Annotated in this window: 11 protein-coding genes; 6 read left to right on the forward strand and 5 right to left on the reverse strand. The window is 59.3% G+C overall.

Annotated features, from left to right (window positions below):
* Positions 1 to 96: 96 nt before the first annotated feature.
* Positions 97 to 519 carry a MaoC family dehydratase gene (locus ACTG3T_RS05300; RefSeq protein ID WP_439101224.1) on the forward strand — a complete coding sequence of 141 codons (423 nt, stop codon included), beginning with the start codon at positions 97 to 99 and terminating at the stop codon, positions 517 to 519.
* Between the two features lie 25 nt (positions 520 to 544).
* On the opposite strand, the gene ACTG3T_RS05305 is transcribed toward ACTG3T_RS05300, so the two are convergent.
* Positions 545 to 1,054, reverse strand: coding sequence for a hypothetical protein (locus tag ACTG3T_RS05305; RefSeq protein WP_439101225.1), 510 nt, complete (start codon positions 1,052 to 1,054; stop codon positions 545 to 547).
* A gap of 151 nt (positions 1,055 to 1,205) precedes the next feature.
* Here ACTG3T_RS05305 and ACTG3T_RS05310 point away from each other — a divergent pair, with 151 nt between their 5' ends.
* Genes ACTG3T_RS05310 through ACTG3T_RS05325 form a run of 4 tightly spaced genes read left to right on the forward strand, consistent with a single transcriptional unit; the run spans position 1,206 to position 7,795 of the window.
* Positions 1,206 to 1,964, forward strand: a complete 759-nt coding sequence (locus tag ACTG3T_RS05310) for a hypothetical protein (RefSeq protein ID WP_439101226.1) — start codon at positions 1,206 to 1,208, stop codon at positions 1,962 to 1,964.
* Complete coding sequence (gene mnmC / locus ACTG3T_RS05315; protein WP_439101227.1) at positions 1,961 to 4,000, forward strand: bifunctional tRNA (5-methylaminomethyl-2-thiouridine)(34)-methyltransferase MnmD/FAD-dependent 5-carboxymethylaminomethyl-2-thiouridine(34) oxidoreductase MnmC; 2,040 nt, start codon at positions 1,961 to 1,963, stop codon at positions 3,998 to 4,000. The genes ACTG3T_RS05310 and mnmC overlap by 4 nt, the downstream gene beginning before the upstream one ends.
* Positions 3,997 to 4,797, forward strand: coding sequence for a glutaminyl-peptide cyclotransferase (locus ACTG3T_RS05320; RefSeq protein WP_439101228.1), 801 nt, complete (start codon positions 3,997 to 3,999; stop codon positions 4,795 to 4,797). The genes mnmC and ACTG3T_RS05320 overlap by 4 nt, the downstream gene beginning before the upstream one ends.
* Before the next feature lie 52 nt (positions 4,798 to 4,849).
* The gene (locus ACTG3T_RS05325) at positions 4,850 to 7,795 is read left to right on the forward strand and encodes an insulinase family protein (protein WP_439101229.1); all 2,946 of its coding nucleotides are present in this window, start codon (positions 4,850 to 4,852) and stop codon (positions 7,793 to 7,795) included.
* A 37-nt stretch (positions 7,796 to 7,832) separates the two neighbouring features.
* Here the strand turns inward: ACTG3T_RS05325 and ACTG3T_RS05330 are convergent, their stop codons facing one another.
* The 4 genes from ACTG3T_RS05330 to ACTG3T_RS05345 form a co-directional block, all read right to left on the reverse strand.
* A complete protein-coding gene (locus ACTG3T_RS05330; protein WP_439101230.1) occupies positions 7,833 to 8,480 on the reverse strand; it encodes a C39 family peptidase in 648 nt (215 codons plus the stop codon).
* Positions 8,477 to 8,758, reverse strand: a complete 282-nt coding sequence (locus tag ACTG3T_RS05335; protein ID WP_439101231.1) for a hypothetical protein — start codon at positions 8,756 to 8,758, stop codon at positions 8,477 to 8,479. Before ACTG3T_RS05335 ends, ACTG3T_RS05330 begins: the two co-directional genes overlap by 4 nt.
* A 71-nt stretch (positions 8,759 to 8,829) precedes the next feature.
* The gene (locus ACTG3T_RS05340; protein ID WP_439101232.1) at positions 8,830 to 9,168 is read right to left on the reverse strand and encodes a hypothetical protein; all 339 of its coding nucleotides are present in this window, start codon (positions 9,166 to 9,168) and stop codon (positions 8,830 to 8,832) included.
* A gap of 44 nt (positions 9,169 to 9,212) precedes the next feature.
* Positions 9,213 to 9,986 carry a hypothetical protein gene (locus ACTG3T_RS05345; RefSeq protein WP_439101233.1) on the reverse strand — a complete coding sequence of 258 codons (774 nt, stop codon included), beginning with the start codon at positions 9,984 to 9,986 and terminating at the stop codon, positions 9,213 to 9,215.
* Between the two features lie 137 nt (positions 9,987 to 10,123).
* Between ACTG3T_RS05345 and ACTG3T_RS05350 the strand changes: the two genes are divergently transcribed.
* Complete coding sequence (locus ACTG3T_RS05350; protein ID WP_439101234.1) at positions 10,124 to 10,429, forward strand: hypothetical protein; 306 nt, start codon at positions 10,124 to 10,126, stop codon at positions 10,427 to 10,429.
* Positions 10,430 to 10,592: the final 163 nt, after the last annotated feature.

Raw genomic sequence — 10,592 nt, forward strand, 5'->3', positions numbered from 1 at the left:
TTGTTCCCGTGATGTTTGGTGCTGGCACTGTGTGATCAGTCCTGTTACCAGCACAGCAATCCATCCCCGGCATACACCGCACAAAGAGGCCCCACAGTGACCACCGAAACCAGCTTTAGCTACGATGAATTGCAGGAAGGCCAGCAATGCGAGATCAAACGTCAGCTGCGGGGCAGCGATATCGATGCCTTTGCGGATGCCAGTGGCGATCACAATCCCCTGCACACCGACGCTGACTTTGCCCGCGCTGCGGGTTTTGAGGATCGTATTGCCCACGGCATGCTGCTGGCGAGCTGGATTTCTGCCAGTCTCGCCCACTCCCTGCCCGGACGGGGGACCGTTTATCTGCGCCAAAGTCTGGAGTTCCGGCAACCGGCCCTGCCGGGAGACCAACTGATCATCCGGCTCACGGTGAGTGAGAAAAAGCGCCGGGGTCGTGTGATTATCGATTGCGTAATATGCCATGAGGACGGTCGCGACCTCCTGCGCGGTAGCGCTGAAGTTATCGCGCCCAGCTAAAAAAGAGTACTCGGCAGGCGGTGCCTTAGCCGGCGGCAGAGTCCGCGTCGGCCTTCGCTGTTTGCTCAAACTGCGAGGGATCGAGGTACATAAGTTGCAGCTCAACGGTGGCACCGCCTTTTCCTGAATCAGCGGCGAGGACCAACACGCTGGGCTTGCCTTCCTCGGCGGTCAGCGCGGTGATCCCGAACATCACCGAGCCCTCTTTAGACTCATTGGCATAGGATCGCAGTGACGCGGGATCCTTGATTGCCTCAGCGATACTCGAGAGCAGCATAGTGAGCCCCGTGCGGAAGCTGGTGAAATTCAGGCGCCCCTGGTAGTGCTCGTAGTCCAGGCTGAGATCAAAGCGCACCATGCTGCCGTCCTCCATGCGCAGGTTGGTGAGGGCAACGACCTTATTTTCTTCGAGGTCGCGGTACAGGCTTTTCGCTTCCGTGCGACTGGGTTCAATGAGCGCCTTGTGGATCAAATTGACGGCGACCGTGAGGAACTTGTCCGTAGGAAGGCTCTTGCGTTGGGTGTTTTCTGACATGACGTATCCGCGGATGTGGCTAACAGCCCGCGAAGTCTACCGATTGGTCCTGCACCATGCCAGCGGTCCTTCATTATCTCAAATAGAAGCAACAGACAGGAGCACCCCGCACTTTGCTATGCTCCCGTTTTCGTCAGGGGGTTTTGGGACCATGAACCACGCCGTTGTTGGCAAGGGCTCACAGACAGACACCGCCACTTTGCAAGGCCGCGACTGTTTCCGCCACGCCGCTTCTTCGCTGGCAAGTATTATACTGGGCATAACGCTCCTCGGATGTTTTTCGGCATCGGCCCAGGAAACGGACGCGTCTGGCCTGTCCGACAGCGATGTGGAGCGCCTTCGCGGCCTGCTGCTGCGTCACCGGAGCTTTGCCGGGGCGCCCGTAGCCCCGGAACCCTCATTGGACGAAGACGCCAACACGCTGCCTTTCGACGCCACGCCGGGCGAGGCCGAGCTGGCTTTACTACTCAACGCCCCCTACTCCCGGGAAAAACTCCTACTGAGAGCCGATGAGTGGCCGCTGCTCCGCTCAGAGGTGGAATCCCGCCTTGCTGATAGCACCATCGCCGAGCGTCGCAGTGACAGCCCTCTTATTGGCACCATCCAAATACGCCAGCGCGGCTCTCTGGTGGGGAGTAGCACCTACAATTTAAGACATATCGGTAAACATCAGTTTGTCGGGCAAACCGAACTCGGTGACGGCCTCAATGTTTTCGGCGTGTCGGATTTTCAGCGGGAGATCGAGCTGCCCCCCCTGGAGCGCAGCCCAAAGTATCTGCTGTTGCTGACAGCCCCTCCCCGCCAGGATTGGGTACTGCATCTGATACCGGCCACCGTCCTTGCAGAAATGCAGAGTGACAGACCCGCATGGCTCCGTGATCCACGGGCCGAAGAAAGTGCTGCCCCGTGATTCGTGCACAGGGTCCGCTGCAGGCCATGGAACCTGCCGATCTGGAATGGACCGACGCGGGTGAACCCCGTTCTCTCCGCTTTGCTGACTGTTACTTCAGTGCCGAAAACGGTCTGGCGGAATCCCAATACGTATTTGTCGAAGGCAGCGACCTCAAGCAGCGCCTGAGCCTTCCACAGGCGTCGTTATTCAGCATTGGCGAATTGGGCTTCGGCACGGGCCTGAACTTTTTACTCAGTTGGCGGAGTTTCCAGCGCTTTGCCACACCTGGAAAACGGCTGCACTACTGGAGCGTTGATCGTCACCCCCTGAGTGGCGATGCCCTGAAAAAATCCCTCCACCGCTGGCCTGAGCTAGCCGATATCGCCGCAGAGTTGCTTGCGGCCTACCCGCCCCCGATACCGGGCGTTCATCGCCGCGTGTTTGATAAGGGGCGAATCACCCTGGACCTCGTCTGGGCCGAAGCTGAAGACGCGCTGTCGGAGCTCTCAGGCCTGGAAACACCGCTTATGGACGCCTGGTATCTCGACGGCTTCGCCCCGCAGCTGAACGAGTCAATGTGGGCACCGCAACTATTCGGACACATGGTCCGCGCCAGTAATCCCTCCGCTACTCTCGCCACCTACAGCGCATCGGGTACAGTGCGCAGAAACCTCACCGAAGCCGGCTTTAGCATGAACAAACGGCCGGGCTTCGGCAGAAAACGCGAGTGCCTCCAGGGGACTTTGGATGCCGGGAATTCCGCTGCCAAGCCCGCGCCGCCCATGACACCCTGGGACCTGAATCCTCGCCCTGCTGCATCCACCACTCAGACGGCGCTGGTCATCGGTGCCGGCCTTGCGGGTGCTCATGTCGCCGCCGCCCTCGCGCGCCGGGGGATGGCCGTTACGGTGCTGGATGAAGGGGGCACCGCCAGTGGCGGCTCCGGTAACGCCCAGGGGGTGTTATTCACCCGGCTGTCTCACGAGCGTTCTATCCTGGGGGAGTTTTCCCTTCAGGCGTTTCTTTATGCCCGGGATCTCTACCGACAGATGTTCCTTGAGGGTCTCCTGCGTGAGGGTACCGACGGTGCACTCAGTGGCTGCGTACAGACCGATATGCCCCGAGGCGATGCGACCAGCCTCACAGAGGCGCTGCGCGGACTCGAGGCAATTGCAGAGACCCACAGTGCGAAGAGCGTTGAAACCCTGCTTGGCATTCCCTGCGACACGGCGGGCATCTGGCAACCGGGGTCCGGATGGCTCGCCCCGCCCGCGGTATGCAGGGCACTGCTCGGTCAGTCAGGCATTACTCTTCGGGAGAACTGTGAGCATCTCACTTTCCACCAGGGTGACGGTCACTGGCAAGCCCGGGACCCCGGCGGCCAACTTCAGGGGGCGGCGGACCTACTCATACTGGCCACAGGACCGGCGGGCAGAAGCATCGAACAAACCCTGGACCTGCCATTACGGGTAGTGAGAGGCCAAACCACCCAGATACCCGCACCCAAGGATCAGGCCCTGCGCACCAGCTTCTGCCACCGCGGTTACATTGCCCCGGCGGTGAATGGCGAGCATTGTATCGGCGCGACGTTCAAGCCGGGGGACGACAGTCGGGATCTTCGCGTAGAGGAGCACCGTGACAATATTGCAGCGCTGGCTCGCGCGCTGCCAGCCTGGAAGGAGCACCTGAGCACGCTGGACCCCACACAACTGAAGGGCCGTGCAGAGCTTCGCTGTGTGTCTCCCGACTATCTGCCCCTGGCAGGGCCGCTCCCGGATATTGAGGCCTTTAGGGAGCGCTTTCGCGCCCTGCAGTGGGACGCCAGCCAGATCATCCCCGCAGCCGGCGCCTACCAACCAGGGCTGTATATGAGCGCCGCCCACGGATCCCGTGGCCTGAGTTATGCAGCACTCAGCGGTGAACTGGTGGCCGCAAGAATCTTCGGTGAACCCATCCCCCTGAGTCGGGAGTTACAGCGGGCGCTCTCTCCCGCGCGCTTTCTGATCCGCGGACTCATCCGCGGTCAAGCTCAGACAAAGGTCAGGCAAGCGTGAACAAACCCCTGCGAGCGGTGGCTGCCTCCGCATTGCTGGCAGGGCTTGCGGCGGCGTTGGCAATCCCCGCCATTGCCACGCCGCTACATCGCTACGGCTACGAGGTGCTCGAGCAGGTACCCCACCCCCGGGAGAATTTTGTGCAGGGGCTACAGATTGTCGGGGATACGCTGTATGTGGGCACAGGACTGTATGGGGAGTCCCGACTTCTGGCTTACGAGTTCCCCGCTATGACGCTCAAACAGGAGCACGCGCTTCCCCCGGAGCTCTTTGGAGAGGGAATCACGCGGCTGGAAGATCGCATTTACCAGCTCACCTGGCGAGCCGGGCAACTTATCGAATATGACGCGAAGTCCTTTGAGCCCCTGGCAACGCATCAGATTTCATCCCAGGGCTGGGGACTCACGCACAATGGCTCAGAACTGATTTACAGCGATGGCAGCCACCAGCTGCACTTCCTGAAACCGGGCGATATGAGCGTGAAACGCACATTGGCGGTCACTCTTGGTAATCGACCTCTCCCGAGGCTCAACGAGCTGGAGTGGATTGACGGCGAGATATGGGCCAATGTCTGGCAGGCGAATCAACTGGTGCGCATTGACCCGGAGACCGGAGCAGTGCTTGCCATCGTGGATTTGCGCGGACTCCTGGACCCCGAAGATCGGGAGCGCGACACCGATGTGCTCAATGGCATCGCCTGGGACGCCAGTAACCGCGCTCTCTGGGTGACGGGTAAACGCTGGCCCTGGCTGTACCGCCTGAAACTCCGTGCCCTGCCTCTGCCCGGAGCACCCTGAAGGTCCGGAGCAAATCACGTTAGAATGAGCGTTTTTACCAATCGGAAAAGCTATGAACAGTCCGTCCAAGCTCCCCATCGCTCATGACAGCTTTATTCCGCTGCGCGCGGAACGCATCGACGCCCTGAACATCCGGGTAGAGCAGTTTGAGCATCGTGAGACCGGGGCTATTCACTACCATTTCGCCTCAGACAACACCGAGAACGTATTTCTGGTTGCCCTGCGCACCGTGCCCAAGGACAGCCGGGGCGTGGCCCATATTCTGGAGCACACGGCACTGTGCGGCAGCGAGCATTATCCGGTGCGGGACCCGTTCTTCATGATGCTCCGCAGGTCTCTGAACACCTTCATGAATGCCTTCACCAGCGCCGACTGGACGGCTTATCCCTTTGCCAGTCAGAACCGTAAAGACTTTCGCAACCTGTTGGATGTTTATCTGGATGCGGTTTTTTTCTCCAAGCTTGACCCCCTTGATTTTGCCCAGGAAGGGCACCGGGTCGAATTCGCAGAGCCGGGAAATACCGACAGCGACCTGGTTTACAAAGGTGTGGTGTTCAACGAAATGAAGGGCGCCATGAGCTCTGTGCCCTCACGATTGTGGCAAACCCTCTGTCACCACCTGTTTCCCACCAGCACCTACCACTACAACTCCGGTGGTGAGCCCGAGCATATTCCCGAGCTCAGCTATGAACAGCTCCGGGCTTTCTATAAAAGCCATTACCATCCCAGCAATGCCACCTTTATGACCTTTGGCGATATTCCCGCCGCTGAGCACCAGGCAGTCTTCCACGAGCAGGCACTGCAGAATTTTTCCCGCCTGGACAAACGCATCGTGGTAAACCCCGAAGAGCGTTACACCGCGCCCAAGCGAGTGACTGAGCCCTACGCCTTTGACGAGGAAGGCGGTCAGGAACGGCGCACACATATCGTTATGGGGTGGCTGCTGGGTGAAAGCTCGGAACTCAAGGATCTCCTGGAAGCGCAGCTTCTTTCCAGCGTACTCATGGAAAACAGCGCCTCACCGCTGCAGCAGGCCTTGGAGACCACGGATCTGGGTACCGCACCCTCACCCCTGTGTGGTCTTGAAGACTCCCTTCGAGAGCTTGTTTTCTGTTGCGGCATTGAAGGCAGCGAGCCCGAGCACGAGGAAGCCCTGGAGAAGCTCGTACTGGGCGTCATTGAGGACATCGTGGCAAACGGCGTACCCCAGGAGCAACTGGAAGCCGTGCTACATCAGCTGGAACTTCACCAACGGGAGATAAGCGGCGACGGCATGCCCTTTGGACTCAACCTGATTCTCCAGGCACTGGGGCCGGCCACACATTACGCCGACCCGGTACCCTCCATGGATTTGGAGCCGGTGATCGCCCAATTGCGAGAGCAGATCCAGAGCCCCGACTATATCCGCGGTCTTGCCCGGGATTTGCTCATCGAAAACCCCCATCGCCTCACACTGGTGATGACACCCGATGGAGCCCTCTCCGAGAAAAAACGCGAAGAAGAGCAGCAGCGCCTTGCGAAGCTCAAAGCCGGCCTTGATGACAATGAAAAGCAGGCCATTGTCACCCAGGCCGCGGCACTGCTGGAGCGCCAGGCTCAAGAGGATGATCCCGAGCTTCTGCCCAAGGTCACCCTTGCAGATGTGCCGGGCACCCTTCCAAAGCTGACTTACCAGGAAACAAACGTCGAAGGTCTCCCCTTTACACTTTATGAACAGGGAACGAACGGACTGGTGTACCAGCAACTGAGTTGCACCGTTCCTGATTTAAGTGCCGAGGAACTTCAGCTGCTTCCCCATCTCACGGGCATGACAGCAGAGCTGGGCCTTGGTGACGAGGACTACCTCGCGACACAACACCGGCAGTCCTCATCCGTAGGATCCATCAGTCTGTTTACATCCATGCGCGGCAGCGTTGAGGACGAACAGGTGGCGCAGGCAAGCCTGGTGCTCTCCTCCAAGGCGCTGGCACGCAAAAGTGCCGAGCAGTCAAAGCTTATGCGGGACACTTTGCTGGACGTGCGCTTTGACGAACTACCGCGCATCCGGGAATTGGTGGCCCAGCAGCGAGCCCGTCGGGAACAGTCCATTACGGGACAGGGGCACAGCCTGGCCATGCTCGCCGCCTGCGCCGGCATGAGCCCCCTGGCCATGCTCCACCATGAACTTTCGGGCATGCAGGGCATCGCGGGGTTGCGGCAACTGGATGACTCCCTCGCAGACGCAGCGAAGCTCGATGCTTTTGCGCAGCAGCTGCAGCAGCTCCACGGCAAACTACGAAACGCCGAGTGGGAAGCGCTCATCGTCGCTGAGCCGGGCAGTACCGCTGCGCTCGCCGAACAAGCAGCCGATATCTGGAAAGCGCTGCCTGCACAGAGTGACTCAGCCCTGCGCCTGCCCATGATGCGGGAAGCCCGACGGGAGTGCTGGGTGGCCAACTCCCAGGTGAGCTTTTGTGCAAAAGCCTACGCCACTGTACCCAGCGGTCATGCCGATGCGGCAGCGCTCACCGTGCTGTCAGGATATCTGCGGAACGGCTTCCTCCATCGTGCTATCCGGGAACAGGGCGGTGCCTATGGGGGCGGCGCGAGTCACGATGCAAGCATTGCGGCCTTTCGCTTTTACTCCTACCGGGACCCGCGTATCGAGGGGACTCTGGAAGACTTCGACGCCAGCATTGAATGGATGGCCTCAGGCAATCACAGTCCCGCGGGTCTGGAGGAAGCGATTCTCGGCGTCGTCAGCACCATCGATAAGCCGGGCTCTCCTGCAGGAGAAGCCAAGCAGGACTTCCACAACCGTCGCTTTGGACGCAACCACGAGCAACGCATGGCATTCCGACAGCGTATTCTTGATGTCACGCTGGATGACCTCAAGCGGGTCGCCGCTGAGTATCTGGTGCCGGAAAATGCGTCAATTGCCGTTGTTACCGGTAATGTGGCCCGTCGCGACAGCGATAGCTATCTCCAGTCCCTCGGTATGACCTTCAAAGAGCTATAAGGCGTCGGTACAAAGCCAGGGGGTATATATTGGCAGGTCAAACGCCGGGGGCCATCAGCGCCCGGCGCGGGACGCGGTGGCGGTAGCTCTCGTCTCCTCTCGCGCCGCCCTTGGGTCCGATGATGAGAATACGCCCCTGCGAATCGGATCCTTGTCCCGCAAAACTGGTGAGAAAAGCCCGTTTTCCCAGCTGGCGGTTCCCCCAACTGGGATCTGCGAGAAAAACCCGCTCGTCGCCATCAACGCGCCGGAGGACGCTAAAGTGCCCTCTTCCTTCGATGTTTAAAGCCACGATTACCGGCAGGGCAAGTCTTTTTAGATCCTCAAAAGCCACAGCAACCCCCAGCGCAGAATAATCTCTGGAACGGGCAAGCATCGCCAGATCGGAGAAGGACAGAGCCGCTCCCTCTAATTCTTCTTTGCCGCTGTCGCGGCGCCCACTGATCAACTGCTCCAGCAACACCGCCTCGCTCACAGGCTCCCGATAAAAGTGCGTGAGCACCGTGGCAAGCGCCGCAGCGCCGCAACTGAAGTCCTGCTTCTGCCTTACCACCCCCGCATCGCGAAGAGACACCCAGTTATCAAAAGCCTGCACCGGCGTAGCAAACAGAATCAATGCACAGACGGCAATAGGTGTCGCCTCGACACGCCGCCCGGGCCGACCCCTGCCAAAGCAACGCCTCACAGCACAGGAGGCTTGTAGTCGCTGTCGATTGCGCCCTCCTCCCGCATTCCCTTCAGAACCTCCCGGCGCCATAGAAATCGCAGCACCGCCAAAAGAACAAGGTAAGTAACACCGCTGGCATAGACCGCCATCCATACCAGCTGCCCTGAGCTCATGAAAGTCACGGCCACAAACACCAGCAAAGGCAGGAGACTCAGAGCATGAAAAAAGAACAGACGGTCATAGCGCCGGACGTACTCAGCATCCTGACGTTTCTTGCTTAATTCGGGATCAATCATAACTATCGCCTCCGCAATCAGGAAATCCGTGGATAGAGCCGACGGGGCAACGAGGTGCCCCGCCGTCGAGATTACCTCGATTTATTACCGATATCACATGTAACGCAAGTCCCTCCCGCGGCCGCCATGGTTGGCAGATAATCTCCCCAGAAAAAGCTGGCAAGACTGATATCCACAGCCACGACACCAAAGATCCAGGGCCACAGTGCCCCCTGGGTGTCCTCCATAAGCGCCTCGTCAAGAACACGCGTTGATGCCGACGGAGCGCCGGAGAATGCCGTGGATAGCAGGACTGATTGCTGCGCCTGCATATCAACCGCTGGAGGTGCTTCGTCAGCCGTTGCGCTTCCCTGCGCAATGAGCAGGCTCAGAGCGACCACGGCCGCCCACTGTTTACTCGGGTTTTTCATAATGTGATTCCTTTCATCATTACTCCTTGGGTGCTTCCCCACCACTAAAACTTATAAAACCACTGGAGACTCATGCCCCCCTGCTGATCACTGGCAAGATCACCACTGACAAACAGGGAGTGGCGGCCAGCCACAGCTAGCGCCAGACCGCCCCGAAGACCGATGCGCTCCTGCGCATTGTTCAGGCGGATACCATCCTGAAAAGATGCGTTGCGTCGATCAAAAAAGGCACTTCCAAACAATGTGACATTCGCGTTCACGGCAAAGTTGACACCGGGTTCAAGACTCCAGGCGGCACCGGGCTGTATCGTGAGGTCTTCGAAGCGGTAAGTCCGCTGGACATCCATGGAGGCTCGAAGAGAAAGGACCACGGGATCGCTGCTTTTGTAAATGGTCACACCCAGACGCGCCCCCGGAAAGGATCGCTGCCCCCGGCGACCGCGACTCACCACTTCTCCACGCGCCTCGAGGAGAATGGCGGGCAGGAACGATTCGCGTTTCAGCAGCCAGTTTCCACCGATACTGACAGAGCGCCCCTGTTGCTCCCACTGAAGTTCCCCGCGGCTCTGTCTTTGCTGCCAACCGCTCACCCGCGCATTGACCTCCAGCCGGGGCGTCAGCCCATAGCGAAGCCCTGTGGCGCCACTGAGCTGGCGGCCTCGTTGCACAGACGCCGGGGATGTGCTCCGGTAATCCAGACTGCTGCTGATTTGCCATACTGCCGGCTTTGTCAGCAGCTGCTCTATATTGATGGGGGACTGGGCGAGCAGCGTCTGCGATAGGCTGCACATCAAAATAAGAGATAGAAACCGAGCCATTCTTCGAATCACCAGCGCCCCCATGGTTCATTACTCCATCACTCCCTTCGACCTGTCCAGAATGCGGCCGGGGCCTCTGTGGAACCACATCGGGAGCGTCCGCAACTTATTCAATGGTGACCTCTTGCCCCTCCTCAGTGCGCGATACATACGCCACGCCCCTGCTGTACTCGCCGAGGAGCACCATACTGTTACGACTTCCCTTGCTGGTGTTTTTGAGCGCACTGAGCGGCTGTGCAAGCTACACCGCTGACTATCAGGGGCGCCTCATCCGCAGTCTGCCGAATCAGCGCGATGTCACCATTCACGACAGCCGCACCTGCACCGGCGACATTCTCTGTGACAGTATTTCCCGGCTCTCCACCAATGGTTTCACCATGCGTCGCAGCAAATTCGTGTTGGGCGAAGAAATGATCATAGTGCTGCGGATCAAGGGTTGCTGATCAACGGCAGGTAAGGCCCTGGCAGCAATTCAGGCGGTAAAAGGGAATACCCGTGGCAGCATCACAAGCACCACCAGGGAATACACCACCGACAACGGAAAACCGAAGCGCACATAGTCCACGAAACGATAGTCGCCGATGTTCTGCACCATCAGGTTAGTGG

The organism is Congregibacter sp., assembly GCF_965660375.1.
Taxonomy (GTDB): Bacteria; Pseudomonadota; Gammaproteobacteria; order Pseudomonadales; family Halieaceae; genus Congregibacter.

Excerpts from the sequence above, each read along its gene's own strand:
- ACTG3T_RS05310 (WP_439101226.1), top strand. The coding sequence starts at position 1,206 with ATGAACCACGCCGTTGTTGGCAAGGGCTCACAGACAGACACCGCCACT.
- ACTG3T_RS05345 (WP_439101233.1), bottom strand. The coding sequence starts at position 9,986 with ATGGCTCGGTTTCTATCTCTTATTTTGATGTGCAGCCTATCGCAGACG.
- ACTG3T_RS05340 (WP_439101232.1), bottom strand. The coding sequence starts at position 9,168 with ATGAAAAACCCGAGTAAACAGTGGGCGGCCGTGGTCGCTCTGAGCCTG.
- ACTG3T_RS05335 (WP_439101231.1), bottom strand. The coding sequence starts at position 8,758 with ATGATTGATCCCGAATTAAGCAAGAAACGTCAGGATGCTGAGTACGTC.
- ACTG3T_RS05325 (WP_439101229.1), top strand. The coding sequence starts at position 4,850 with ATGAACAGTCCGTCCAAGCTCCCCATCGCTCATGACAGCTTTATTCCG.
- ACTG3T_RS05305 (WP_439101225.1), bottom strand. The coding sequence starts at position 1,054 with ATGTCAGAAAACACCCAACGCAAGAGCCTTCCTACGGACAAGTTCCTC.